Genomic DNA, 25,978 nt, shown 5'->3' on the forward strand with positions numbered 1-25,978 from the left:
GAGGCAAACTGTTTGAAGAATGTTGTGGAGTGTCGGTTCGGAGATTGCTTGCCACGGATAGTTATACGTCGGTTGTGCTTAAGATTCGCTTTCCGAGTACGGTTTGTGCAATGCCCCGTGCCGAGAGGTAGATAATAAAGGCAAGCCAGAGGGCATGGTTTCCCAGAAAGGAGTTGAAAGTGTAATATACGGCGAAGAAACCGCCGGTGGCAATGAACATCGAATAAAGCATGCCGCGCGTAGCGGTAGCACCGATGAAGATTCCGTCCCATAAGAAAGCAGCGAATCCCGCTATGGGAATGATTATGGCCCAATAGGAATACTCTTCGGCCGCATCGATCACCGACCGTTCGTTGGTGAGTAATTCTAAAAGGAGGTTTCCGCCGATGGCATACAGCAGAGTGAAGCTCGAAGAAAGTCCAATGCCCCAGCGGAAGAGTTGCCTGACAGTATTCCGAAGTGCAGTCCGGTTACGCGCACCGATATGTCGCCCCGCTAACGCTTCGCCCGCATAGGCAAATCCGTCCATGACGTAAGAGAAGAGAGTGAATAGCTGCATAAGCAATGTGTTGACTGCCAATATGATTTCTCCTTGTGCTGCTCCCACCGATGTGAAAAACAGGGTGACGATAACCAGGCAGAGCGTTCGGAGAAAAATATCCCGGTTTACCTGAAAGAAACGGTACATGGCTTGCTTACGTATCACTTCCTTCCAATATGTTTGTTTGCGGTGGATGCGGTAGTAACGCAGACAGAGCCAGATAGCCATAAGGAATCCCGCATATTGGGCAATAAGCGTTCCGGCAGCTACCCCTTCTACTTTCATGTGCAGCAGATAAACGAAACAAAGACTGGCGAAGATGTTGATGATGTTTTGAATGATGGCGATGTACATGGGAAACCTCGAATTCTGCATGCCGATAAACCAACCCGCAAAGCCGTAAAGCCCCAGTGTGGCAGGAGCTCCCCAAATACAGATACGGAAATAGACTGTAGCCAGATTTCTTACTTCTTCAGTAGTTTGTATCAGTATGAACGCTATTTTCAATATCGGATATTGAAAGACAATCAGGAGGAAAGAAATAAACATTCCCACACCGACAGCACGTAGCAGCAGACGGATAGTCTCGTTCAAATCGTGCTGTCCGTATGCCTGTGAAGTCATTCCGCTTGTACCCATACGCAGAAATCCGAAAATCCAGTAAATGATATTGAACAGCATACCTCCTACCGCAATAGCTCCGATATAAGCCGGAGCGCCCAGATGTCCTACGATAGCGACATCGATAAGTCCTAAAAGAGGTACGGTAATATTGGAAACGATTGAGGGGAGTGCAATCTGTAAAATTTGCCTGTTTATGGTAGTTTGTCTTTTTTCTGTCATCTTATTGCAACGCTTTTCGGGTGGAGATTGTTCTTTTCGCAGGCAAAGGTACATTTTTTGTGTTTTTATTGTATCTTTGTAGCAATCAAAGAATTAATAAAATAAGATAGAATAAAAGTATGGGAAACGAAGATTTTAACCTTGCGAAACTCTCGATGAATGAGTTGGCAGAACTTGTAGAGCAACACCTTCAGGCAATAGATACATGTGAGCCTCCTCTTGATTTAAGCGCATTCCCCATTATTGAGAAATATCTCAAGACATTGCGTACTCGGGCGGGTGAACTGAAAGAAGCTCTTGCCGCAATTCCCAAAGACAGTGTGTCGGAAAGTATCTTGCTCGCCGATCGTGCACGCGATAAGGCCCTCTCGGTCTTTCGCAGGAAGATGCAAATGTTTGAACTCACTACAGACCCCAATGAAGAAGCGGCCTACAAACAGTTGAACGAGATGTGGAGCAAGTATGAAACGCTGGCTTATATGAACTTTCAGGTGGAAACGGAGGGAATAAATGAATTGGTCTTCAATCTCACTACTTCCCGCTTTTCTTCGCAAGTAGCAACATTGAATTTGGAACCGGAAGTGGAGCAGATGCGCACGGACAATGAAAATTTCAAGCGGGTATTTGGGCAAGACCCGGAGCGGAGTGAAGCAAAGATCTCTTATGATGCACGGGAACTCTACCATACTTTGATTGAAAATTACAAACGCTACCGTGAATATCTGCATACATCGCTCGAGGCGCATAACGAGCTTGTGGTGAAAAGAATCGTAGGATTGTTGTAATTTTCGGATACTTATAACATCTTTTTATTATTCAAACAGTTGTTTATTCATAAGAAAACAGTATATTTGCTTGTACACTAAACTATTAACTTATGGAAACATCTATGCGAAAAAAAAGAGTTGGCTTAAGGACGCGGATTAAATCTCTGTTCCCTGCCATTATTTTGTTGTGTGGACTTACGATTCTTTCGATTTCCTGCAACGATGACGATGATTCTCCTCTTCCTCCCGCAGTAGAGAAAGTTGTGTTGGTATTCGGAGTGGATCAGGGTGAAGGTGGGCTTTCGGCTATACCGGTTCCGGAAGATAAGGTCTCAGGGACGGTTAAACAATTGGAATCTCCGGCGGAAATTGTGAAAGGCACAAAAGTGCATTTTATTGCCAGTCATTCCAAGTCGTGGACAATCAAGTATTGGAAGATTAATGGAGTCCTCATTCGTTCGGTAGAACCGGAGCAGATTTTTCTTATCAACGAGCATAAGGATGTTCGGGTTGCTTTCAAACCATGGAATGAAATTCAGCCATTAGAGTCTGCTGCCGAATAAATGGAATAAGTTTAAATAGACTGAAATCTAAATATCCGTTTCAGTCTTTTCTGAAAAAATGCAGATTTGCACTAAAAGGGCGGGTTATCTCTGTCGTGAGAAGTGCATATCTGCGTTTTTTGCATTCTTTGTTTTCAGTTTTATATTTTGTTTTTTATCTTTGCATATTTCAAAATCAAGTAGCTATATATCGGATTATGAAGACCTTAACTTTCATTCTTTTTTCTCTGTTTTCGGTGCCTGTAATGGTAGGGGCACAGTCTGTCGATGAGATGCTGTCTAAAGTATCTGCTGCTATTGAAGCAGAACAACAGAGACAGGCAATCAGTTATTTTCGTCAGGCTGTCAAACTTAAGATAGAACGGTCGGAGATGTTCTATTGGACAAATGTGGATAAGAACAATGCTATGGCTTCGAAGTTGGCTCATGAGTTGGCTGAAGGATATAAAAAGAATCGAAATTACGATAAGGCCTATTTATTCTATAGAGAATTATTGCAGAAACAGCCTGATAATGTAAACTACTTGGAGAGTTGTGCTGAAATGCAAGTAGGGCGTGGGCATGAGAAAGAAGCAGTCAGAATATACGAACAAATATTGCAGTTGGATGCCGATAATCTGGCTGCGAATATATTTTTAGGTAATTATTATTACTTGATGGCAGAAAAAGAAAAAGAGCAATTGGAAAATGAGTATAAAAAACTTTCTGCTCCTACAAGAATGCAGTATGCCAGTTACCGTAACAAGATGTCACAGCTTTTTTTAAATGGCTATCAGCGCGCCCGCGTTTCTTTGCAAAAAGTAGTATCAAAGTTTTCGTCTACGGAGGCGCGGAGAACATTAGATAAAATCTCTGTTATAGAAAAAGAGGTGAACCGATGATATTTGTGGTTCACCTCTTTTTTAAAAATTTATTTTATCATTCCGATCTGTCGGGTTTCAGGAACCGGCAGTGTTGTCAGTCTTGGTTGCTCTATTGCCGACCGTGTGCTGCCCCCCATCCTAAAGGGTTTCCCTGTGATAAGACTGATAGCTTTTCCGTATAATGGTTCGTCTTCAGCACCGAATTCTTTGTATCCTTCAAACTCTCTGCCTCGAGGATTATTCTCATTTATAATATGGTCGGGGTCGAATCCGTTCTCATAGGCTCCAAAGTCTTTGGCATTATAGGATTGAAAAGTGATAGGAAAGAATTCGTAGGTTCCCGCTTTAGTTGTGAACTCGGTTCCTTCCATTCCTACGTTTTTGCCGTTTGTCCGCTCACCGATGAGGATGACTTCTATGTCTATACCTCTTAATGAATTAATCACAAGCTCACTGGCTGAGGCTGTCTGCCCGCTCACAAGGCAATAGACCTTGGATAAGTTCACCGCCCCTTCAGCAAGCGAAGTGTTCAGATTTTTGTATGTGGAGTATAAAAATGGGTCTGTTTTCTTTTTGTTGCCGATTGCTTTCATTCGCTCCTCATTGTATCGGTATGAAGAAAACACCTCTCCCTCGTATGCGCTCCCGGCAATGCAACTGGAGATTAATTGAGCGGATATTACATGCCCTCCTCCATTGTAGCGAAGGTCAAGAATGAGGTCCGTAATGTTTTCTTTTTTGAATTTCTTGAATACATCGAACAATTCCTGATCGAATCCGGCATCGAATTTGCTATATACCAAATACCCGATTCTATGCGAATGGTTATTCTTTACATGACTGTAAATAACAGGATTCACTTCTATCGGGCCGGAGTTGATGTTATAAACTCTTCCGTCTTTATCGGTCACTTGTTGTGTAGACCGGGAATCACCGGCTATCAAACTGATATATATATCCTTCCATTCTTTTGTAGAAATCGACTCTCCACCGACTTTATGTATTTCCATTCCTCGTTTCAAGCCGGCTTGATCTGCCGATGAACCGGGATGTACTCCTTGTATCACAAAGAACCATTTTGATGAAGAGAGCTCTTGCACAGGTTGCAATCCGACAAAACCATAGCTGTATTCTTTCTCTTTTTCTATCTTATCTTTTCCTGCTCGGGTATTCGAGCGTAAATCCGGATCAAGCTTACGTATATAGGAGTATAATGAATAATAAATCTTTCCGTCAATTCCTTGATAAACTTTCTTATCTAAATTGTTTGTTCGCATGCTTCCGAGTGTTTCTTTCACAAAATCATCGTAGGCTAAGGTAAAATCAGGAGTAAGAGTTTTATACTCTTCATTCCATAAATACTTTTCTTTTAGATAGTTATTCACAAGATCATTTATTTCCCTGTCTTTATCCTCTTCATTAATCTTTATTTTGACTTTAAAACTGCTTTTGGTGCTATAACCGCTTACGCGAATGGTAATGATTGCTTCTTTATCCGATGAGTTGTGCGTTCTTATGATTAGCGTGTTTTTTCCTGCTCCTCCGGAGTTTTTATTGAGTGACACTAATGCAGTGGAGCTGCTTTGAGCAATCCAACTGGCCTTTGCCGTAAAGGCAACAGTTTTCTCTTTTCCCGCGGGGATTGTATATGTTTGGCCTTCGACCCATTCCTGCTCTGTAATTCCGTTGCCTTGCAGTGTTTCATCATCTTTACAGGAGATTAGAATAACTGTCAGCAAGGTAAGCAAAATGCCGGATAATTTATAAGATATTGTTGTCATTGGGTTAAAACAATTTTTAGATAACAAAAATAATTGCCAAAGATAATGCTTAATTTGATAGTTGTATGATGTTATATTGATAAATATTCTACTTCCTTAAACATATATCCTCTCTTTGTTAAGTTTTTATCTTCCAGAATCAGCTTTCCTTGAGGTTCTACGTTTATTATTCGTGCACAAAACTCTCCGGTAGCATCTTTGTACGGATAGAAACCTTCTTTTCTGAAAAGTGCTTCTTTATAACGTTTCTCGATTGAGTCGACATTATTCATGCATAGCTTCCGATAGTAAGACTGAATCCGGAGCATGATGTTTCTCAATATGTCAATGGTCTCGTATTGTTTTTTTGTAATTTGGAATAATGAAACAGGATTTGGGGCAGAACTGTGGAAAGCCTCTTGGTTCACGTTGAGCCCAACACCTACAATGCTTCGGCAGAGGTTTTGTCCCATCAGATCATGTTCGATAAGAATGCCTGCTATTTTTTTGTTTTCCCAATAGATGTCGTTCGGCCATTTGATGGAAAAACCCTCCGTATAAGTATCCAATTCTTCTTTTATGGCTAAAGATACAATCTGGGAGATAAGGAATTGTCGGTTCGCTTCGAGGAAATCAGGGAAGATGACAAAACTGAATAATAAGTTTTTTGAATCATCCGATTCCCATGAATTACCCCGCTGTCCTCTTCCTGAGGTTTGGAAATCGGACAGAACGGTAGTCCATGCCTCTACGCTTTGCCGATCACATAATTGTTGAATCCATGTATTCGTAGATATAGTTTTACTGAGATGTATTAACGGCATAGGGAGCGATTCATGCAATGGCATCATATTCAGTACGCAATTTTTTGGTGAATTTCTTTATTACTTCTTCGTATGAGTGGTCTATCAGTTCTTTCAGCAGTACGTCGTTTACATCTTTATCTAATCGGACGTTGTTCCAATGTCTCTTATTGAAATGATAGGCACCCTCAATCCCTTCATAATGCTCGCGTAAATCAATGGCACGTTCCGGATCGCATTTGAGAGCTACGGAGTTGGCTTTTTCGAGATCGATAAGAGCAAACATTTTGCTCATTACTTTCATAACCAAAGAGGTTTCATTAAATGGAAAAGATTCGGTGACGCCTTTTTTTCTCAGGCAATATTCTCTGACAGATTCTATGTTCATAAGTGTTTCTTAACGTTTTAGAATAAAGGTGGATAAAAAGCTTCTTCTATGTGTTCTATTTTAAAGTTTGCTTTATCACCTATTAGAGTTATTATATCGAATTGTACCGGAACATCGATTTGAAACAATTTCATATATGTGTCAGTGGCGCGTACAGTCCGCCTTATTTTCAATGCACCCACTGCATCTTGAGGAAGAGCGAACTGTGTGTCTTTGCGGGTTTTCACTTCCACAACGATCAGTTTGTTATTCTTTTCTGCTACAATGTCTAACTCCAAATGCCCTCTTCTCCAGTTGCGGTGAAGAATAACATAGCCTTTCTTTCTCAGGTAAAGGGTTGCAGCGTCCTCTCCTGCTTTCCCCAAATCATTATGCGCTGCCATGATTGAATATTTATTCTGTATCTTTTATATATATATAAATGGCTATAATTTAGACTCATCATTGCAAATTTACTGTTTTTATTCTTTGTTTTTTAAGAAGTAAAAGTAATTTTGCAGAAGATATGAAAAAAAAGAGTCGAAGAAGCCCCAATTTATATCCGGAGTGTGTCAAACGCGAACGCCGTATGAGTATTTTGCTGAGTGAAGATGAACAATTAATCGTTGATCGCTATTTGGCAAAATATAAGATAACAAATAAATCGCGTTGGCTGCGCGAAACGATTTTGATGTTCATCCACAGAAATATGGAAGAAGATTATCCGACTCTTTTTGGTGAACATGATATGAGACGTTAATATGATATTGGATGACGCATATTTTATGAAACAAGCCTTAATAGAGGCCTCGAAAGCTGCCGAAAGAGGGGAGGTTCCTGTGGGGGCTGTGATTGTTTGCAAGGAGCGGATCATTGCCCGGGCACATAATTTGACTGAAACGTTGAATGATGTGACGGCCCATGCTGAGATGCAAGCTATTACTGCTGCCGCCAACGTACTTGGTGGAAAATACTTAAATGAATGTACTCTTTACGTAACCATAGAGCCGTGTGTAATGTGTGCGGGAGCTATTGCCTGGGCACAAATGGGGAAACTTGTATTTGGCGCAGAGGATAAGAAACGCGGATATCAAAAATATGCAGCTCAATCTTTACATCCTAAAACGGAAGTTGTTAAAGGAGTATTGGCAGAGCATTGTACTGCATTGATGAAAGACTTTTTTGTCGATAAAAGAAAAAGATAATTTCTTTTATTATGAAGAAGAGTCGTCCTTTATTTCTTCAAAATCCACATACTCACCTTCGTCTTTGCTGAATATTTTTTTCTGGTTTTGTTTTTCCTCACCATCAGAAAAATCATTCACCTCATAATCGTAATATCCAGAATAAGATTTTGCTTTTTTATTTGCATCTTGATGGGTATTTCTCTGTTCAAAGTTTGTATGCTTATGTCGGGATGAATTGCGGCCGAATCCCAAAATAGCTCTTAGAATGGTTATTATGATAGATAGTCCGAATAAGAGAACTATAAATAAAAAGAAGAGTAGAAATAAAAGTATACTCATGAGACTTTAGCTTTGATATAATACACGATATAGTTTATATCTACAACATTCGTGCCGGAATTTTGTTTATTTCTCTTTTCTTGTCAGAAGAGAAAGTAGAACATACCATACGATAATTGATGCAAAACCGCTTATCCCTAATAATGCAAGGAGAGGTATGCACCCTATCAGAAAAATGAAGCTGATTTTATTGTCCTGCCAAGAGAAGTTTTTGAACTTCAGAGAGAACATAGGAATCTCCGATACTAACAGCCAAGAAGAGAGACATACCAAAAATAATAAATAAAAAGGATGGCAAAAATCGGAAATAAGAAAGGAGTGTGTTCCTACTGCCAAAGCTCCCCAAAACAATGCATTGGCAGGGACTGGAAGCCCGATGAAGGATGTGGTTTGCCGTGTGTCGTTATTGAATTTGGCTAAGCGTAGAGCCGAAAACACAGATATAAGAAAAGCTGCATATGGCAGGTGAGAAGCCAAAAAGGTAATGCTTGGTGGATAGTACATTTCTTTGAAAATGGAAAAAGCAATCAATGAAGGGGCAACTCCAAAACTCACATTATCAGCCAATGAGTCTAAATCTTTTCCAATGGAAGAGTGTGCGTGAAGCAGGCGAGCCAGCATTCCGTCAAAGAAATCGAAAACGGCACTTAAAATAATAAAAAGTAAAGCCAAATCATATTGGGATTGGAATCCCATAACACAAGCGATACAGCCCGAAAAAAGATTCAAGCAAGTAACAGTGTTTGGAAGATTTCTTTTTATAACATGTGTCATTCTCGAAATTAATTATTTGAGTTTGGCAATAACCGTTTGGTTACCGGTTGTCAGTTGTCCCATAGAAACGCAAACTTCTGTACCAAGAGGCAGATATACGTCTACACGAGAACCGAATTTGATGAATCCCATGTGTTCGTCGATATAACACTCTTCGCCTGCTTCGGCGTAAGTTACGATTCGGCGTGCTATAGCACCAGCGATTTGGCGGGTCAGTATCTCCGTTCCCTCCGGTGTTTCGATAACAATAGTGGAACGCTCGTTCTCGGTGCTGGCCTTTGGCAACCAAGCCTTCATGAAATTACCGTTATGATGGCATACCTTCTTGATTGTTCCGTCTACGGGATACCAGTTGGCATGAACGTTTACAATGCTCATAAAGATTGAAATCATTAATCGGCGATCATGGAAGTATTCATTTTCTTCCACCTCTTCTATCACTACAATTTTCCCATCTGCAGGAGCCACGACGATTTTTTCGGTTTCTTCACCGAAGAAACGGATGGGGCAACGGAAAAAGTTAACCATCAACAAATAAAACGAAATGCTGATAACTAACACTGTGTAGAAAGGTATTTTGCAGTCCATCCCCCAGTAGAAGGCGGCATTGATCAATAACAATAACAGTAGGCTACCCGCTAATATATGTGTTCCTTCGCGATGAATGCGTATCTTTTTTAATTTTTTCAGTCGGCTCATGTATGCTCTTTAATGATATTTGGTGCAAAAATAGAGTTATTTTAAAGAATCAGCAAGTAAATGGGGATAGAAATAAGAGTGTTGATAACTTTTTGGAGATTATTTTGGTTTATAATGGGGGAGGCAGTAATTTTATGGCATTAATTTATCTACTTATCAGTATTATTATGCAGGATTTTGTCCATTTACATGTTCATACACAATATTCTCTTTTGGATGGGCAGGCTAGTGTCAGCCGCTTGGTTGACAAAGCCATGCAAAACGGCATGAAAGGAATTGCTGTGACCGATCATGGAAGTATGTTTGGTATTAAGGAGTTTACTAACTATGTTAATAAGAAAAATAGCGGGCTTCAAGGAGAAATAAAGGCACTGAAAAAGAGGCTTTCAGCATTGGAAACCGATACACTGGAATGCGACGACGAGAAGAAGACGGAGATAGATATTTGTAAAACAAAAATAAAAGAAGCAGAAAACAAACTTTTTAAGCCCATAATAGGGTGTGAGATGTATGTGGCTCGCCGTAGGATGGACTTAAAAGAGGGAAAACCTGATCAAAGTGGCTATCATTTAGTGGTACTTGCCAAGAATAAGCAGGGATACCATAATTTGATCAAATTGGTATCGCATGCGTGGACGCGCGGTTATTATATGCGTCCGCGTACCGATCGTAGTGAATTAGAGAAATATCATGAAGGCTTGATTGTCAGCACTGCTTGCTTGGGTGGTGAAATTCCACGTCGGATTACAGCCGGTCAGTTTGCAGAAGCTGAGGAAGCGATTCAATGGTATAAAAAAGTATTCGGTGATGATTTCTACCTTGAGATGCAACGCCATAAAGCTACTGTTCCTCATGCCAACCATGAATGTTATCCGATGCAGGTGAAGGTAAATGAACATCTGATTGAATATTCTCGGAAATTTGGCGTCAAGCTAATTTGTACGAATGATGTCCATTTTGTTGATGAGGAAAATGCAGAAGCTCATGACCGTTTGATTTGTCTTAGTACGGGTAAAGATTTGGATGACCCTACACGTATGCTCTATACTAAGCAGGAATGGATGAAAACGCGTGAGGAAATGAATGAGATATTTGCCGATGTGCCTGAAGCTCTGAGCAATACATTGGAGATTCTGGATAAGGTGGAATATTATTCCATTGATCATGCGCCTATCATGCCGACTTTTGCCATTCCTGAAGAATTTGGAACGGAAGAAGGATACCGTCAGAAATATACGGAAAAAGATTTGTTCGATGAATTCACACAAGATGAGAACGGACATGTGGTATTGAGTGAAGAGGAAGGACAGAATAAGATTAAAGGATTAGGTGGGTATGATAAATTATATCGTATCAAGCTAGAGGGCGATTACTTAGCCAAGCTGGCATTCGATGGAGCCAGAAAAAAATATGGAGAACAATTGACTGATGAAGTGAAAGAACGTCTTAACTTCGAATTGTATATAATGAAAACAATGGGATTTCCGGGCTATTTCTTGATTGTGCAGGATTTTATCAATGCGGCGCGTGAAGAATTGGGAGTCTCTGTTGGTCCTGGACGTGGTTCTGCTGCAGGATCTGCTGTCGCCTATTGCTTAGGAATAACTCAGATAGATCCTATTCAGTATGATTTGCTTTTTGAGCGCTTCCTTAACCCCGACCGAATTTCGTTGCCCGATATTGATGTTGACTTTGATGATGATGGGCGTGGAGAAGTGCTTCGTTGGGTTACGAATAAATACGGTCAGGAGAAGGTGGCGCACATTATTACTTATGGGACTATGGCTACGAAGCTTGCCATTAAAGACGTTGCGCGTGTACAAAAGCTTCCGTTGGCAGAATCAGACCGCTTGACTAAGCTTATTCCGGATAAGATACCGGATAAGAAAATGAATCTGAAGAATGCGATTGAATATGTACCAGAGTTACAAGCGGCTGAAGCTTCATCCGATCCTTTGGTCCGGGACACGATTAAGTATGCTAAAATGCTTGAGGGAAATGTGCGGGGGACAGGAGTACATGCTTGTGGAACCATTATTTGCCGGGATGATATTACGGATTGGGTACCAGTAAGCACTGCAGATGATAAGGAAACGGGTGAAAAAATGCTTGTCACTCAATATGAGGGATCGGTGATTGAAGATACGGGGCTTATTAAAATGGACTTTCTTGGGTTGAAAACCCTTTCTATTATTAAGGAGGCTGTTGAGAATATTCGTTTGCGGTATGGGAAGACGGTTGATGTCGACACAATTGATATGAATGATGAGGCTACCTATAAACTATATAGTGAAGGACGTACTATCGGTACATTCCAGTTTGAGTCGGCAGGAATGCAGAAGTATTTACGTGAATTGAAACCTTCTACATTCGAGGATTTGATTGCTATGAATGCTCTGTACCGTCCGGGTCCGATGGATTATATTCCCGACTTTATTGATCGTAAACATGGACGTAAGCCCATTGAATATGATATCCCCATTATGGAGAAATATCTGAAAGATACATATGGCATTACCGTCTATCAGGAGCAGGTGATGCTTCTTTCACGCTTGCTTGCCGACTTCACTCGTGGGGAGTCTGATACTCTTCGTAAGGCGATGGGTAAGAAGCTACGTGATAAACTGGATCACATGAAGCCTAAGTTTATCGAAGGGGGAAAGAAGAACGGGTACGATCCGAAAATGCTGGAGAAGATTTGGGCAGACTGGGAAAAATTTGCTTCTTATGCTTTCAATAAATCGCACGCAACTTGCTACTCTTGGGTCGCTTATCAGACAGCCTATCTGAAAGCCAACTATCCGCCTGAGTATATGGCTGCAGTGATGAGCCGGAGTTTGTCAAACATTACGGATATCACTAAGTTGATGGACGAATGTAAAGCGATGGGTATTCAAACTCTTGGGCCAGACGTGAATGAAAGTAACCTGAAGTTTACGGTAAACCACGAAGGCAATATCCGTTTTGGATTAGGTGCAGTGAAAGGTGTAGGAGAGGCTGCTGTGCAAAGTATTGTGGACGAGCGTCAGAAGAATGGACCATTCAAGGGGATTTTTGATTTTGTGCAGCGTGTAAATCTGAATGCCTGTAATAAAAAAAATATGGAGTGTCTAGCTTTGGCTGGTGGTTTTGACAGTTTCCCGGAATTGAAACGGGAACAATACTTTGCTGTCAACTCCAGAGGTGAGGTTTTTCTGGAAACGCTGATGCGGTATGGGAATCGCTATCAGGCAGATAAAGCCTCTGCAGTCAACTCTCTATTTGGTGGTGAAAATCTGATTGATATTGCAACTCCTGAAATTCCTCAAGATGTGGAAAGGTGGAACGACCTTGAACGCTTGAACCGGGAACGGGAGTTAGTAGGAATCTACATTTCCGCCCATCCGTTGGATGAGTTTTCTATTGTGTTGGAGCATGTATGCAATACACGTATGGCAGAACTTGATGATAAAGCGGCGTTATCAGGACGGGAAATTACTATGGGAGGCATCGTGACCAGCGTTCGTAAGGGTGTTAGCAAAAATGGAAATCCGTATGGGATAGCTAAAATAGAAGATTATTCCGGTTCGGCTGAGATTCCTTTCTGGGGAAACGACTGGGTTGCTTATCAAGGCTATCTCCATGAAGGTACCTTCTTATATATCAAGGCGCGCTGCCAGCCGAAACAATGGAGGAAAGATGAATTGGAAATTAAGATTACCTCTATCGAACTTTTGCCGGATGTGAAAGAAGAGTTGGTACAAAAGATGACTATTCTTATTCCTTTGTCCGTGTTGAATTCAGCTTTGATTACCGAGCTTTCTACTTTGATTAAAGACAGTCCCGGCACGACCGAGCTTTATTTCAAAGTAACCGATGACACGGATATGAATCGTATGCATATTGACCTGTTTTCGCGTCCGGTGAAGCTGTCGGTAGGCAAAGAGTTGATATCTTATTTAAATGAACGTCCTGAACTGGGATTCCACATTAATTAATTATATTTGCAGTGTGAACATTATTATAATAATGGCGTTATATTCATATATTAAAATTATAAAAGAATGGCTTTAGAAATTACAAACAGCAATTACAAAGAAGTGTTGGCCGAAGGTAAGCCCGTGGTTATAGATTTTTGGGCTCCTTGGTGCGGTCCTTGCAAAATGGTAGGTCCTATCATTGAAGAATTGGCAGAGGAATATAAAGGACAGATAGTTGTCGGAAAATGTGATGTTGATGAAAACGATGAAGTCTCTGCTGAGTACGGAATCAGAAATATTCCTACGGTACTATTCTTCAAAAACGGTGAGATTGTAGACAAGCAGGTAGGTGCTGTGAGCAAATCCGTTTTTGTGGAAAAAATAGAGAAACTGCTTTAAGAAACCGGATGCTTTTTCTGTATTTACGTATCACTTAATGCTTAAAGACATGGGATTGGAAGATGATTTTTTGTTGGCGGATGCCGATGATGAAAAAACAATTGAGTTTATAAGAAACTATTTGCCCCAAGAACTGAAAGAGAGATTCTCGGATGACGAATTGCATTATTTTATCGATTTGATTGATGAGTATTATTCGGAAAGCGGAATTCTTGATGTACAACCAGATAAAGATGGCTATGTGGAAGTGGATTTGGAAGCAATCGTGGCATACGTCATGGAAGAGTCCCGAAAAGATGGAATGGGGCAATACGATCCCGAAGATATTCTCTTTGTAGTTCAAGGAGAAATGGAATATGCAGAGTCTTTAGACGAAGAGGGAGACTGATTTGTCTTTAGCTTCATATCCATTGTAAGAACACATAATCTGATTCAGCAAGGCTACTTCAAAAAGATAAATGAGGTAGCCTTGTTAATTGCTGAAAATAGATGCCTTTGTAACCTTGATATGTTTTCCCTCTCTAGCCATTTGTGAGTTTTGCCGAGATGTCATTCTGCTAATTCTCTGGAGAATGAATAAGGTGCTTCTTTCTCTTTTGTCCCTCTGTCGTGGCTCGGGTGGTCGCTCATGCTAACGAAGATCGTTCCTCCGTTCAAGAGATCTTCGTGGCGGAAGAAGTTCTTGGTATAATTGTTTCCGTTCCACTCCATCGAGTCGATGTAGACATTCTCTTTGCTGTTTTCCGGCGCTTCGATGGTGAGCTTCTTTCCGTTCTCGAAGTGCAGTGTGGCTTTTCTGAACAAAGGAGCGCCTGCCACATACTCGTCCGTTCCCGGGCAGACGGGGTAGAACCCTAAAGCGGAGAACACGTACCAGGCCGAGGTTTGTCCGTTGTCTTCGTCGCCACAATAACCGTCGGCTTGCGGAGTGTACATGCGGTTCATCACTTCACGCAGCCAATATTGAGCTTTCCACGGCTGGCCGGCATAATTGTACAGATAGATCATGTGCTGTATGGGCTGGTTGCCGTGAGCGTAATTGCCCATATTCATCACGGTCATTTCGCGTATTTCGTGAATCACTTGTCCGTAATAACTTTCATCGAAGAGAGGCGGTACGGAGAATACGGAGTCGAGCATGGCGACGAACATCTTCCTGCCGCCCATCAGGTCGATGAGCCCCTGCGGATCGTGGAATACCGACCATGAATAGTGCCAACTGTTTCCTTCGGTGAAAGCATCGCCCCATTTCAACGGCGAGAAGGGAGCCATAAACGTGCCGTCGGCATTGCGCCCGCGCATCAGCCGGCTCTCTTTGTCGAATACGTTTTTGTAGTTCATCGCGCGTTTGGCAAAAAGAGCGATTTCCTTTTTCGGGCGTTTCAGCTCCTTTGCCATGCGGTAGATGCACCAGTCGTTGTAAGCATACTCCAGTGTGCGGGCGGTGTTCTCATTGATTTCCACATCGTAGGGCACATAGCCGAGCTTATTGTAATACTCATGTCCCAGCCTTCCGGTAGAAGATACTTCGGGATGTACATTCTCCGTTCCGTGCAGCAGTCCTTCGTACAGTGTCTTCACATCGTCCACTTTCACGCCTTTCAGATAAGCGTCGGCCAATACGGAAGCCGAGTTGTTCCCAATCATGCATCCTCTGTGTCCCGGACTTGCCCATTCGGGAAAGAAGCCGCTCTCCTTATAAGTGTTGACGAGTCCTTCCTGCATCTCTTTGTTGACGGAAGGATACATGAGGTTGAGCAAGGGGAACAGGCAGCGGAACGTATCCCAGAATCCCGTATCGGTGTACATGTATCCGGGCAACACCTGCCCGTTGTAAGGGCTGTAATGAACAGGTTCTCCGTCGGCATTGAGTTCGTAAAACTTACGCGGAAAGAGTAACGACCGATACAGGCAAGAATAGAAAGTGCGGTATTGGTCGGTCTCCCCGCCTTCCACCTCAATCTTTCCGAGCACATCGTTCCAAGCCTTTCTCCCTTTTTCGCAAATCTGCTCGAGGTTGTCCGTACCCAGTTCCCGCATATTGCGCTCCGCTTGCTCCAAACTGATAAAAGATGACGCTACCCGGGCATGCACCTGCTCGCCCCGGCGAGTGTGGAAGCCGATAATGGCTCCGGCATGGTCGGTAGTCTGCTCCGTTTGCTTCTCTTCGATGGTTCCGTTATTCACGGTAGCACGGTAAGCAAAAGGCTTATCGAATTCGATGATGAAGTAGTTTTTGAAGTTTGCGGGTACGCCTCCGCTGTTGCGGGTGGTATATCCGATGATTCTTCGCTCTTCCGGCATCACTTTGACGTACGAGCCTTTATCGAACGCGTCGACTACGATGTACGAATGCTCGCTTTCGGGGAAAGTGAAGCGGAAGATAGCTGCACGTTCCGTAGGGGAGAACTCCGTCACTACATCGTGTTCTGCCAGATATACCTTATAATAATAAGGAGTCGCTTCTTCTGCCTTGTGCGAGAACCAGCTCGCGCGCTTCTCCTCGTCGAACACCGGTTTGCCTACCACAGGCATGAGGGAGAATTGTCCGTAGTCATTGATCCAAGGGCTGGGTTGATGCGTCTGTTTGAATCCCCTGATCTTGTTGGCGGTGTACACATACTGCCAACCGTCTCCCATCTTTCCTGTCTGGGGCGTCCAGAAATTCATCCCCCAAGGGCGTGCGATGGCGGGATATGTGTTTCCTGTGGACAACTCGAATGTCGATTGTGTTCCCATCAACGGGTTGACATATTGCGTCAGGTCTTTGGCTTGGGTGATAACCGTCAGACCGAGGAGATACATACTAAGTAAGATTCTTTTCATGCTGTATGATTTATGATAAATACTTCTCTGTTTTTTTGTTTTAAGTTGGCAGAGCAATCCGTTTTCTCAAAATTCTGATGTGCAGATTGGCTCTTTTGCTTTTTCTTTTGAGGGCTGACTGTATGAGCGGTTACTGTAAAATCGTTTTTTTGGCTTCATGATTTTGCTTCCCACTTGTTTCTTTTTTTCCCCGCTTTCGAGCTTTACTGTGTAGCCGGTTGCAGCAGATCCGGGCTTGTGAATGGATATAAGCCTGCTTATGCTTACCGATAATTGCATCGGAGCTGATTTCCGAGTTAATGCTTCTTGCCCCATTGCGTCGGCCGACTGCTCATTCTGATTTCCATCGTTCCTCCGCCGGCAATGTCCGCGTGGCTGAAGAACGGAGTCGTCAACGGTTTCCCGTTGAGTACAACACTTTCGATGTATTTGTTGGTTTTCGTATTGTTCTCTACAAAGATATGGAATGTTTTCTTTTCAGGCAGGCGAATCGTCACTTTGTCGAAAGCGGGACGCCCGATGGAGTAGACCGGTTTGCCGGGACACACTTGATAGAAGCCCATAGCATTGAGCACATACCATGCTGACATCTGTCCGCAGTCCTCGTTGCCCGAAAGTCCGTCCACACTGTTTGCATACTGGCTGCGGAACACACTGTCCACCAACTCCTGTGTCCGCCACGGACGGTCGACATAGTTATAAAGATGGATGATGTGATGGCTCGGTTCGTTTCCGTGCGCATATTGTCCGATAAGCCCCGTTATGTCCGAAGAAGTGGTTTCCCCTTCCAATGCAGAGTCGGCGGTAAACAAAGAATCCAGTTTTTCGACGAATGCTTCTTCTCCTCCCATTAAAGAGACAAGCCCTTCTACATCGTGCGGAACGAACCATGTCCACTGCCAGGCTGTTCCCTCGCAATAATCATCGTTACGGTGGGTCGAAGCGCGCGGGTTGAACGGAGTACGCCAGTTGCCTTTCGAGTCGATACCGCGCATGAAGCGGGTAGACGGGTCGAAGTAGCGTTCATATCCTTTCGCAAAGCGGCTGTACTTCTTTTGATTGGCGGTGTCGCCCATGGCTTCGGCAAAGACGGAGATGCACCAGTCGTTGTAGGCATACTCCAACGCTTTGGCCACAGCCTCGTTGTCCCGGTCGCAGGGCACGTATCCGATGGCATTCTTCCAATACTTGGCTTCAGGCATCAGATGCGGAAGCACCAAAGCGGGGCATTTGATGCCTGCGGTGTCGTATTCCGCCACACGAAGGCAGGCTTTGTAAGCTTCTTCCACATCGAAGTCGCGGTAGCCTTTCATGTAAGCGTCTACAATCACGGGGACGGCATGATAGCCTATCATCGTGCCTGTATAGTTGCCCGCCAGTTCCCACATCGGAAAGACGCCCCCTTCGCGATGCTTGCTGATGAGCGAACGGACGAATTGATTGTTCAATTCGGGCTCGATGATGGTCATCAGCGGATGCAGTGCGCGGAACGTATCCCATAAGGAAAATACGGTGTAGATCGGACGGTCTGCTTTCGTCTGTCTCACTTGCAAATCCATTCCGAGGTAGCGTCCGTCCGCATCGGTAAACAGGTTGGGGCTGATGCCCGTGTGATAAAGGGCGGTGTAAAACACTGTTCTTTCGTCCTTGTCCGCTGTGCTGATGTCTATTTTCGAAAGATAAGCGTTCCATGCCGCGCGTGCGTCCTTTCGTACCCGGTCGAAGTCCCACTCCGGAATCTCGTTTTCCACGTTCTTGCGCGCGCCTTCCATGTCTACTGCGGAAACGCCGACCTTGACCAAAACCTGTTCATCCTTTTTCGTGTTGAATTGTAGCAGCGCTTTGCATTGCGGCAGACGCTTGCCGTTGTCCATCGTTACGGAATCGGTGATAAGCGTACAGGTGAACGGTCTGGAAAACTTCGCATAGAAGTTGATGTATTGGTCGAACGCCCAATAAGTCGTCTTTTTGCGTCCGCGTATCTCGGTATCGCTGACGATTTCGATACTCATTTCCGAGTTGGTCTGTCGTTGCAGGCTGTAATCGAGGTCGAGAATAAATCCCGCTTCCTTGCTCTCGGGGAATGTGTAGCGATGGATGGCGCCCCGCTTCGTGGCGGTAAGTTCCGCCTTCACTCCGTAAGTGTCGAGGAATACGGAATAATATCCCGGCTCTGCCGCCTCATTCCGGTGTGAAAAGGTGGAAGCGTATGCCAAACGTTGGCTGCTCGGGTCGGTTGTCAGATAATGTTGCTTGCCTGTGGTAGGCATCAGCAGCACATCGCCGTAGTCGCAGCAACCCGTCCCGCTGAGGTGGGTATGCGAGAACCCGTTGATGGAGGAGTCGGAATAATGATAGCCTGAACAAGCGTCCCATCCGTCGATACGAGTGTCGGGACTCGGCTGAATCATGCCGTGCGGAACCACTGCTCCGGGAAACGTATGTCCGTGTCCGCCGGTTCCGATAAAAGGGTTTACATACGCGCAGTAATCCGGCTCGCCGACCGGAGCGTTGCAGGAGCTGAAGAACAAGAGTCCGCCCAGACATCCCATAAAGAGTTTTTTTATTTTCATGGTATATGATATTATCCGTTTGCAGGTTTTGAAGTTGCTACATTTATATAGAACAAGGTTTTAGGGTGCCGAAATCGGGAAGCCTTGTTTCTTATTCCGTATAAACTCTATTATAAAAGACAATCCGAAAGGCTGAAACGCTAAAACAGCTCTTTCTGTTTTTTATATGTATATTGGAAAACGGGAGTAACCGGAATTTTTCTTTCGGTAAACTTACATCCTACATTGTAGAAGTATGGTTTCTACTTGCCGTCGGGTCTCCTTTCTGCCCAAGAATTTACAGACGAACCGCAGCATGGCTTTCACGGATGTAAAGTTCTTTTGGTTGATTGCCTCTCAAGCCCGGTGTAGCGAGAACCTTTTCTGTCTTGAATGTAAAGTTCTTGTAGTTGATTGCCTCTTTCTTTCCATTGAAGCCGAAGGAACGGCTTTTATTTTCCGGCGGGGCTGCTTCCCATTTCAAACTCTACGGTCGCCCCGTTCATGATTTGCTCATGAGTAAGGAACGTCTCTCCGTAGGGGTTCCCATTCACTTTCACAGACTGTACGTATATGTTTTCTTTGCTGACATTGGGGGCAAGCACGGTAAAGGTTTTTCCGTTGCTCAGGCGCAACCGCAGTTCAGGAAACAGGGGAGTGCCTATTTCGTATTTCCCGCTCACCGGATTCACCGGATAGAAACCCATCGCGCTGAACACATACCATGCCGACATCTGCCCGCAGTCTTCGTTGCCGCAAAGTCCGGCGGGAGTATTGCGGTAAAGCTCGTTCATCACCTTTGCCACGTACTCTTGTGTGCGGTGAGGCTGCCCCACCGCATTGAAAAGGTAAATCACGTGGTGTCCCGGTTCGTTGCCGTGGGCATACTGCCCGATCATCCCCGTACTGAAAATGGGCAGTTCGTCATCTGCCGACGGATGATAAGTGAACATGCTGTCGAGCTTTTGCGCGAACCGCTGCCTGCCTCCCGTAAGTTCTATCAGCCCGTTGATGTCGTGCTGCACCGACCAGAAATATTGCCAGGCATTGCTCTCGCAGATATGCGGAGTGTATTCGTCCGCTTTGAAAGGAGTGATGAAAGCTCCCTTGTCGTCGCGCGGCTGCATGAACGAAGTGGCGGGATTGTACACGTTGCGATAGTTTTGCGAACGCCGGTAGAACTCTTCCGCTACCTCTTTCTTGCCCATTTTACGCGCCATTTCGGCAATGCAGTAATCGTCGAAGGCGTATTCCAGTGTCCGGGAGAGCGACCAGTTCTCGGTATTGTACTCATCTTTTATGTTGTAAGGAACATAACCCAGCTTCTTGTACAGACCGATACCCCGGTATTCGTCGATGTTGGCGGTCGCCACGCAAGCCGCCAGCGCTTTCTCCGCATCGAAGTCGCCGATTCCTTTCAGATATGCGTCCGCAATCACGGGTACGGCATGATAGCCTATCATCATATCCGTTTCGCTGGCGTAGAAATTCCATACCGGCAGGCGGCCGTTTTGTTCGTAGAATGCGATGAACGATTTCACCATGTCGTTCACCCGCTCCGGCTGGGTGTAGGTGAACAACGGATGCGAAGCCCGGAATGTGTCCCACAGAGAGAAAGTGCTGTAGTTTACCCATCCGTCTGTCCGGTGCAACTTCTTGTCCGGACCGTAATAACTGCCGTCTACATCGCTATAGATGGTCGGTGCGAGCATGGAATGGTATAAAGCCGTATAGAAATTCACCTTATCATCCTCGTTGTTACCTTTTACGTCGATCTTTCCGAGTTGGCGGTTCCAAGCCTTTTGGGTTGCGGCAAGATATTTGTCGAAGTCGTTCTCCGGCACTTCGGCTTGCAGGTTTCGGGCAGCTCCTTCCATGCTTACTCCCGACACGGCAGTGCTTACGAGTATCTGTTCTCCCTCTTCGGTGCTGAAGTCGAAGCGGGCGATGAAGGCTGTGCCGGTCTGTTTCCCTTCTTTCACGACGGCAGTCGTGTCCATCGTCACCTTATCGAAAGGGCGTGAGAAGCGGGTGCGGAAGTAGATACGCTGGTCGCGCGCCCATCCGTCGGAATAGCGGTAACCCTGAATGGTGACGGAGTCTACCACCTCGATGTGCGAGTCGTTTGTAAAATCCCAGTTCATGGCTTTCTTCAGGTTGAGGAACACGGCGGCTTGGGCTTTCGGGAAAGTATACCGCTGGATGCCGCAACGTTCGGTGGCAGTCAGTTCCACGTCGATGCCGTAATCCTGCAAGCGCACCCGATAGTATCCGGCATACGCCTTTTCGTCGGCGTGCGAAAACTTGGAGTGAATGCCCAGCGGCGCTTCGGCCTCCTTGTAGGGAAGGGTGACGGGCATGAACGAAATGTCGTACAAATCGCCTGCTCCCGTGCCCGAAAGGTGCGTATGGCTGAATCCGGCGATTGTGCTGTCGGGATAGAAATAGCCGGAAATACGGTCCCATCCGGGCAGACCGTTGTCCGGACTGAGTTGCACCATGCCGAACGGAGCTTGTGCGCCCGGATAAGTATTTCCTGTAAAATCGGTCCCGATAAACGGATTGACGTATTGCGTGTAATCTGTTTCCGCAGATTTTTGAGAGGTAGTGCACGCCGCGAGCAGGCAGGCATACAGAGCGAACAGGTGGAAAGGTGTTTTCATGGGTTACTTTTATAGTTGTATCTTTCGATTGTTTGTCGGATAATGATTGAAAAAACGGATCTACGGACAAAGGTAGGAAAAATAAGTGAAAAGCGAAAAAGGGCTCCAAGCTTTCGGAAAATTAAAAACGGTTTGCCTGAAAAAATACGTTTATGTGGGAGGAGTCGCAGAGACACCTCCCGTTTTGTGATAGCCGTTGTAACTTGGGGTTTGGAGCAAAGGACGAGTTTTGACGTTGCAACAGAATCGTTTTGTGATAGCCATTGTAATTTGGCCGATAGGATTCAGGTAAAAGAGGTCTCTTTGCGCCTTTGTGGCTGTAATATGCACCTTTCAATCTATAAATACTAAGTATTAAATACCTTATTAAGTGCTTTCTTTGGACAAATGGCGACCGGGTAATGACGGCTATCCTCGGACGAAACCGTTTTTGTGGAAATCGTACCAGGCAGCTATGTTTTCAGGGCTATCTGCTTTCAGCAGCAATAACAGTTCGCGCGTAAACTCGAGATATCCCACACCGTTTGCGGTTACGATATTTTTATCGCCCACCGCTTGCGCCTCGATATATCCGGCTTCGTTGGTATAATGCTTGTCTGCCCATTGTCTCAATTGGTCTATCCCGTTGCCTGTGTGTTTTACATTGTTCAGGAAGCCGTGAGCGCACATGAATGAAGCCGCACCGCATATAGCCCCTACGATTTTTCCTTTTTGCAGGGTTGTTTCGACCAAAGGAACGACTTTTTCGGCTTCGGGCGATTGCCACCGGTTTCCTCCTACGAGTATCAGCGCCGCGTAATCTTCGGGAATGGTTGTAAAGTCGTAATCGGGGAGGGTGCGGAAGCCGCCGATGGAGCAGACTTGATTTGATGTGGGAGCTACAGTTTTTACTTCGTATTTCGTTTCACTTCCGGGAAGCACGCCCGCTTGCAGAGATGCGGCAAGAAACACTCCCTCCCAATCTGCATATTCGTTTAGCAGGAGTAGTAAGACTTTCTGTTTCATTGGATCAATTTGTTTTTAATCGTTTTCCCGCAAAGGTATATGATCGGTTTGAGGATCGCAAAAGATATGGAGAATTTTCAGGTTACTATGTTTGGTTTGTAAAATAATTTTGTCTACCGGGAGTGATGACGAATCTTCCTATTCGCTATATATACACTCGCTTTGGTGAGCATATATATCTACCTTGGTGAGTATATATGGCTACCAAGGCAACTTAATATAGCTGTTCGGGTGGATATGTAAATGATTGAACTACAGTGTGTTGAAAAAGGTGAGAGACTAACGTGTCTCAAACATAAGAATCGCCCCTGCCACAATTTCTTGCAGCAGGGGCGATTTTGCGGAAGAAGCTTTTGTCGGGCTTTTTCCTTTTTCATCTTGAATGTGTCGTATCTGCAAACCTCTCCGGTTAGATTTCCGCCAGCTCCAATACTTTCTCAACGGCAGCGTTCAATCCGTCTGGGTTCTTTCCTCCGGCTGTGGCGAAGTGAGGCTGTCCGCCTCCACCTCCCTGAATCAGTTTGGCTGCCTCTTTCACCAGATTGCCCGCCTTCAGGCCCTCTGCCACCAGATTGTCGCTGATCATGACCGTCAGCATGGGTTTGCCGTTCTCTTTGCTTCCGGCTACGAAGAACAGATTTTCGGTAATCTCCCCGCGAAGTTGGAAGGCGATGTTTTTCACCATCTCGGCAGGTATCGGGGCGCAGAACTTAATCACTTTCACACCGTTCTTCTCCTGTACGTTTTGCAGAAGTCTCTCTTTCAGAGCCGCCTCTTTTTCTTTCATGAAGTCTTCTACCTGTTTCTTCAGTCCGGCGTTCTCGTCGAGATATTTGCGGATAGCTCCTTTCAGGTCGGGGGCGTTGTTGAACAACGCTTTCAGTTCGCCGAAGGTATCTTGAATATTGTTCAGCATCTCTTCCACACGAGCTCCGGTATAAGCTTCGATACGACGTACTCCTGCCGCAATCGAACTTTCGGAAACGATTTTCAGCATTCCGATGCTTCCGGTGGCGGCAACGTGCGTACCTCCGCAGAATTCGATGGAAGAGCCGAAACGGATGACGCGCACCTTATCGCCGTACTTCTCTCCGAAGAGCGCGATAGCTCCCATCTCCTTGGCTTCTTCGATAGGTAAGTCACGATACTCCTGCAAAGGTATGTTGGCACGGATGCGGGCGTTGACCAATTGCTCCACTTTGCGGATTTCTTCGTCCGTCACTTTCTGGAAGTGAGAGAAGTCGAAACGCAGAGAGTCCGGCGTAACCAACGAGCCTTTTTGCTCGATGTGTTCGCCCAGCACTTCACGCAGAGCCGCGTCGATTAAGTGGGTAGCCGAGTGATTGGCGGCACAGGCCGCGCGCTTGTCGGTATCTACGCATGCCATCATCGGAGCTTCGGGGTGTTCGGGCATTTTCTTCACGATATGTATCGGCAAGTTGTTCTCTTTCTTCGTGTCGATGACTTCAATGGTTTCGAATTCGTTCACCAATACTCCGGTATCGCCTACCTGTCCTCCGCTTTCGGCATAGAACGGGGTATAATCGAGCACGATCTGGTACAACGTCTGATTCTTTTGTTTCACCTGACGGTAGCGCAGGATAGACGCTTCGTATTCGGTATAGTCGTAACCTACAAATTCGCTCGTTCCTTCTTTCAGTGTAATCCAGTCTCCGGTTTCCACAGCGGCTGCATTCCGGGCACGCGCTTTCTGTTGCTCCATCTCCGCATTGAATTCTTCGATATTGATAGTCATTCCTTTTTCGCGGAGAATCAATTCGGTGAGGTCGAGCGGAAAGCCGAAAGTGTCATACAACGTAAAGGCGTCTTTGCCGCTGATTTCTTTCTTGCCGGCAGCTTGAGCCTCTTCCGCCGTTTTGTCGAGCAGGCGGATTCCCGTCTCCAACGTGTGGAGGAATGATTCTTCTTCTTCCTTGATCACTTTTTCGATCAGCGTTTTCTGTGCAATCAGTTCCGGATAAGCATCTCCCATGTTGTCGATCAGCACCGGCAGCAAGCGGTACATGAAAGCCTGCTTCTGGTCGAGGAACGTGTATCCGTAGCGCACAGCCCGGCGAAGAATGCGGCGAATCACATAACCGGCTTTGGCATTCGACGGCAATTGTCCGTCGGTGATAGAGAAAGCAATGGTGCGGATATGGTCGGCAATGACGCGCATAGCCACGTCCTTTTGCTTGTCTTTTCCGTATTCGGTTCCGGCGATAGAGGCAATGGCCTTGATCATAGGCTGGAATACGTCGGTATCATAGTTGGAAGTCTTGCCCTGCAGAGCCATGCAAAGACGCTCGAAGCCCATCCCTGTGTCGATTACTTTGGCCGGAAGCGGTTCGAGGCTTCCGTCGGCCTTGCGGTTGTATTGCATGAATACGAGATTCCATATCTCGATCACTTGCGGGTGATCTTTATTCACTAAGTCGCGTCCCGAAACTTGGGCTCGTTCTTCGGCGGGGCGCAGGTCGATATGGATTTCCGAACAAGGTCCGCAAGGCCCCGTGTCTCCCATTTCCCAAAAGTTATCGTGCTTGTTGCCGTTGATGATATGATCTTTCGGCAGAAATTGTTCCCAATACGAAGAAGCCTCGTTGTCGCGGCTCAGTCCCTCTTCCGGGCTTCCTTCGAAGACCGTGGCATACAGGTTTGCCGGGTCGAGTTTCAGCACGTCTACCAGATACTCCCATGCCCATTCGATGGCTTCTTTCTTGAAGTAGTCGCCGAACGACCAGTTGCCCAGCATTTCGAACATGGTGTGATGGTAAGTGTCATGACCTACTTCTTCCAAGTCGTTGTGCTTTCCGCTTACGCGCAGGCATTTCTGAGAGTCGGCCACTCTGTGGTATTTGGCGGGCTGATTGCCCAGAATGATATCTTTAAATTGATTCATCCCTGCGTTGGTAAACATCAGGGTGGGGTCATCTTTTATTACCATTGGAGCCGAGGGGACAATGTGGTGTCCTTTCGACTCGAAGAAACTCTTAAATGAATCTCTGATTTCTTTTGCAGTCAACATACTTTCTTTATATATCCATTGTTGAGGTTAATATTCTCAA

21 protein-coding genes are annotated in these 25,978 nt (G+C 45.1%); 8 read left to right on the forward strand and 13 right to left on the reverse strand.

Features of this window, described 5'->3' with window-relative positions; all coding sequences use genetic code 11:
• Nucleotides 1–61: 61 nt before the first annotated feature.
• Complete coding sequence (locus GGR07_RS06045; RefSeq protein WP_021647052.1) at nt 62–1,384, reverse strand: MATE family efflux transporter; 1,323 nt, start codon at nt 1,382–1,384, stop codon at nt 62–64.
• 119 nt (nt 1,385–1,503) lie between these two features.
• Here GGR07_RS06045 and GGR07_RS06050 point away from each other — a divergent pair, with 119 nt between their 5' ends.
• The 3 genes from GGR07_RS06050 to GGR07_RS06060 all read left to right on the forward strand — a co-directional run bounded on the left by GGR07_RS06050 (nt 1,504) and on the right by GGR07_RS06060 (nt 3,595).
• Nucleotides 1,504–2,169 carry a DUF6261 family protein gene (locus tag GGR07_RS06050; protein WP_034543263.1) on the forward strand — a complete coding sequence of 222 codons (666 nt, stop codon included), beginning with the start codon at nt 1,504–1,506 and terminating at the stop codon, nt 2,167–2,169.
• Nucleotides 2,170–2,261: 92 nt separating this feature from the next.
• Entirely contained in the window at nt 2,262–2,714 is a 453-nt protein-coding gene (locus GGR07_RS06055; RefSeq protein ID WP_021647054.1) for a hypothetical protein, read from the forward strand.
• 197 nt (nt 2,715–2,911) lie between these two features.
• Nucleotides 2,912–3,595 (forward strand): tetratricopeptide repeat protein, encoded by a 684-nt coding sequence (locus GGR07_RS06060; RefSeq protein WP_021647055.1) that lies wholly within the window; start codon nt 2,912–2,914, stop codon nt 3,593–3,595.
• Nucleotides 3,596–3,624: 29 nt separating this feature from the next.
• Here GGR07_RS06060 and GGR07_RS06065 read toward each other — a convergent pair whose 3' ends face one another.
• The 4 genes from GGR07_RS06065 to GGR07_RS06080 all read right to left on the reverse strand — a co-directional run bounded on the left by GGR07_RS06065 (nt 3,625) and on the right by GGR07_RS06080 (nt 6,911).
• Nucleotides 3,625–5,358, reverse strand: coding sequence for a S41 family peptidase (locus tag GGR07_RS06065; protein WP_034543265.1), 1,734 nt, complete (start codon nt 5,356–5,358; stop codon nt 3,625–3,627).
• 71 nt (nt 5,359–5,429) lie between these two features.
• On the reverse strand, nt 5,430–6,188 hold the full coding sequence (locus GGR07_RS06070; protein ID WP_034543267.1) for a biotin--[acetyl-CoA-carboxylase] ligase: 759 nt from the start codon (nt 6,186–6,188) through the stop codon (nt 5,430–5,432).
• Entirely contained in the window at nt 6,172–6,528 is a 357-nt protein-coding gene (locus GGR07_RS06075; RefSeq protein WP_034543270.1) for an MmcQ/YjbR family DNA-binding protein, read from the reverse strand. Before GGR07_RS06075 ends, GGR07_RS06070 begins: the two co-directional genes overlap by 17 nt.
• Nucleotides 6,529–6,545: 17 nt before the next feature.
• Nucleotides 6,546–6,911 carry a YraN family protein gene (locus tag GGR07_RS06080; RefSeq protein WP_021647059.1) on the reverse strand — a complete coding sequence of 122 codons (366 nt, stop codon included), beginning with the start codon at nt 6,909–6,911 and terminating at the stop codon, nt 6,546–6,548.
• Nucleotides 6,912–7,033: 122 nt separating this feature from the next.
• Here GGR07_RS06080 and GGR07_RS06085 point away from each other — a divergent pair, with 122 nt between their 5' ends.
• Together GGR07_RS06085 and GGR07_RS06090 are read left to right on the forward strand one after the other, a co-directional pair.
• Nucleotides 7,034–7,267: a hypothetical protein gene (locus tag GGR07_RS06085; RefSeq protein ID WP_034543272.1), complete on the forward strand. Its 234-nt coding sequence runs from the start codon at nt 7,034–7,036 to the stop codon at nt 7,265–7,267.
• Nucleotides 7,268–7,271: 4 nt separating this feature from the next.
• Nucleotides 7,272–7,712: a nucleoside deaminase gene (locus GGR07_RS06090; RefSeq protein ID WP_034543294.1), complete on the forward strand. Its 441-nt coding sequence runs from the start codon at nt 7,272–7,274 to the stop codon at nt 7,710–7,712.
• Nucleotides 7,713–7,721: 9 nt separating this feature from the next.
• Here the strand turns inward: GGR07_RS06090 and GGR07_RS06095 are convergent, their stop codons facing one another.
• From GGR07_RS06095 to GGR07_RS06105, 3 genes are all read right to left on the reverse strand, one after another.
• The gene (locus GGR07_RS06095; protein WP_021647062.1) at nt 7,722–8,033 is read right to left on the reverse strand and encodes a DUF4834 family protein; all 312 of its coding nucleotides are present in this window, start codon (nt 8,031–8,033) and stop codon (nt 7,722–7,724) included.
• 66 nt (nt 8,034–8,099) lie between these two features.
• Nucleotides 8,100–8,807, reverse strand: coding sequence for a CDP-diacylglycerol--serine O-phosphatidyltransferase (gene pssA, locus GGR07_RS06100; protein ID WP_034543274.1), 708 nt, complete (start codon nt 8,805–8,807; stop codon nt 8,100–8,102).
• A 12-nt stretch (nt 8,808–8,819) separates the two neighbouring features.
• Nucleotides 8,820–9,506 carry a phosphatidylserine decarboxylase family protein gene (locus GGR07_RS06105; RefSeq protein ID WP_021647064.1) on the reverse strand — a complete coding sequence of 229 codons (687 nt, stop codon included), beginning with the start codon at nt 9,504–9,506 and terminating at the stop codon, nt 8,820–8,822.
• A gap of 167 nt (nt 9,507–9,673) precedes the next feature.
• On the opposite strand from GGR07_RS06105, the gene dnaE reads away from it, so the two are divergent.
• From dnaE to GGR07_RS06120, 3 genes are all read left to right on the forward strand, one after another.
• Complete coding sequence (gene dnaE / locus GGR07_RS06110) at nt 9,674–13,483, forward strand: DNA polymerase III subunit alpha (protein WP_034543297.1); 3,810 nt, start codon at nt 9,674–9,676, stop codon at nt 13,481–13,483.
• A 66-nt stretch (nt 13,484–13,549) separates the two neighbouring features.
• A complete protein-coding gene (gene trxA / locus GGR07_RS06115) occupies nt 13,550–13,864 on the forward strand; it encodes a thioredoxin (protein ID WP_021647066.1) in 315 nt (104 codons plus the stop codon).
• Between the two features lie 49 nt (nt 13,865–13,913).
• Nucleotides 13,914–14,252, forward strand: coding sequence for a hypothetical protein (locus GGR07_RS06120; protein WP_034543299.1), 339 nt, complete (start codon nt 13,914–13,916; stop codon nt 14,250–14,252).
• Between the two features lie 161 nt (nt 14,253–14,413).
• Here GGR07_RS06120 and GGR07_RS06125 read toward each other — a convergent pair whose 3' ends face one another.
• The 5 genes from GGR07_RS06125 to alaS form a co-directional block, all read right to left on the reverse strand.
• Nucleotides 14,414–16,711: a GH92 family glycosyl hydrolase gene (locus GGR07_RS06125; RefSeq protein WP_256680612.1), complete on the reverse strand. Its 2,298-nt coding sequence runs from the start codon at nt 16,709–16,711 to the stop codon at nt 14,414–14,416.
• 275 nt (nt 16,712–16,986) lie between these two features.
• Complete coding sequence (locus tag GGR07_RS06130; RefSeq protein WP_034543275.1) at nt 16,987–19,263, reverse strand: GH92 family glycosyl hydrolase; 2,277 nt, start codon at nt 19,261–19,263, stop codon at nt 16,987–16,989.
• A 431-nt stretch (nt 19,264–19,694) separates the two neighbouring features.
• A complete protein-coding gene (locus tag GGR07_RS06135; RefSeq protein WP_034543276.1) occupies nt 19,695–21,905 on the reverse strand; it encodes a GH92 family glycosyl hydrolase in 2,211 nt (736 codons plus the stop codon).
• A gap of 408 nt (nt 21,906–22,313) precedes the next feature.
• Entirely contained in the window at nt 22,314–22,910 is a 597-nt protein-coding gene (locus GGR07_RS06140; protein ID WP_034543278.1) for a type 1 glutamine amidotransferase family protein, read from the reverse strand.
• 409 nt (nt 22,911–23,319) lie between these two features.
• Complete coding sequence (gene alaS, locus GGR07_RS06145; protein WP_122056511.1) at nt 23,320–25,938, reverse strand: alanine--tRNA ligase; 2,619 nt, start codon at nt 25,936–25,938, stop codon at nt 23,320–23,322.
• Nucleotides 25,939–25,978 lie beyond the last annotated feature (40 nt).

Source organism: Bacteroides pyogenes, from assembly GCF_014196225.1.
Lineage (GTDB): Bacteria > Bacteroidota > Bacteroidia > Bacteroidales > Bacteroidaceae > Bacteroides > Bacteroides pyogenes_A.

What these genes read in the sequence shown, in the direction of transcription:
- GGR07_RS06130 (WP_034543275.1), bottom strand. Translation starts at nt 19,263, where the DNA reads ATGAAAATAAAAAAACTCTTTATGGGATGTCTGGGCGGACTCTTGTTC.
- GGR07_RS06075 (WP_034543270.1), bottom strand. Translation starts at nt 6,528, where the DNA reads ATGAACATAGAATCTGTCAGAGAATATTGCCTGAGAAAAAAAGGCGTC.
- dnaE (WP_034543297.1), top strand. Translation starts at nt 9,674, where the DNA reads ATGCAGGATTTTGTCCATTTACATGTTCATACACAATATTCTCTTTTG.
- GGR07_RS06085 (WP_034543272.1), top strand. Translation starts at nt 7,034, where the DNA reads ATGAAAAAAAAGAGTCGAAGAAGCCCCAATTTATATCCGGAGTGTGTC.
- pssA (WP_034543274.1), bottom strand. Translation starts at nt 8,807, where the DNA reads ATGACACATGTTATAAAAAGAAATCTTCCAAACACTGTTACTTGCTTG.
- GGR07_RS06045 (WP_021647052.1), bottom strand. Translation starts at nt 1,384, where the DNA reads ATGACAGAAAAAAGACAAACTACCATAAACAGGCAAATTTTACAGATT.
- alaS (WP_122056511.1), bottom strand. Translation starts at nt 25,938, where the DNA reads ATGTTGACTGCAAAAGAAATCAGAGATTCATTTAAGAGTTTCTTCGAG.
- GGR07_RS06070 (WP_034543267.1), bottom strand. Translation starts at nt 6,188, where the DNA reads ATGATGCCATTGCATGAATCGCTCCCTATGCCGTTAATACATCTCAGT.
- GGR07_RS06065 (WP_034543265.1), bottom strand. Translation starts at nt 5,358, where the DNA reads ATGACAACAATATCTTATAAATTATCCGGCATTTTGCTTACCTTGCTG.
- GGR07_RS06050 (WP_034543263.1), top strand. Translation starts at nt 1,504, where the DNA reads ATGGGAAACGAAGATTTTAACCTTGCGAAACTCTCGATGAATGAGTTG.
- GGR07_RS06140 (WP_034543278.1), bottom strand. Translation starts at nt 22,910, where the DNA reads ATGAAACAGAAAGTCTTACTACTCCTGCTAAACGAATATGCAGATTGG.
- GGR07_RS06120 (WP_034543299.1), top strand. Translation starts at nt 13,914, where the DNA reads ATGGGATTGGAAGATGATTTTTTGTTGGCGGATGCCGATGATGAAAAA.
- GGR07_RS06055 (WP_021647054.1), top strand. Translation starts at nt 2,262, where the DNA reads ATGGAAACATCTATGCGAAAAAAAAGAGTTGGCTTAAGGACGCGGATT.
- GGR07_RS06105 (WP_021647064.1), bottom strand. Translation starts at nt 9,506, where the DNA reads ATGAGCCGACTGAAAAAATTAAAAAAGATACGCATTCATCGCGAAGGA.
- GGR07_RS06080 (WP_021647059.1), bottom strand. Translation starts at nt 6,911, where the DNA reads ATGGCAGCGCATAATGATTTGGGGAAAGCAGGAGAGGACGCTGCAACC.
- trxA (WP_021647066.1), top strand. Translation starts at nt 13,550, where the DNA reads ATGGCTTTAGAAATTACAAACAGCAATTACAAAGAAGTGTTGGCCGAA.
- GGR07_RS06095 (WP_021647062.1), bottom strand. Translation starts at nt 8,033, where the DNA reads ATGAGTATACTTTTATTTCTACTCTTCTTTTTATTTATAGTTCTCTTA.
- GGR07_RS06135 (WP_034543276.1), bottom strand. Translation starts at nt 21,905, where the DNA reads ATGAAAACACCTTTCCACCTGTTCGCTCTGTATGCCTGCCTGCTCGCG.
- GGR07_RS06060 (WP_021647055.1), top strand. Translation starts at nt 2,912, where the DNA reads ATGAAGACCTTAACTTTCATTCTTTTTTCTCTGTTTTCGGTGCCTGTA.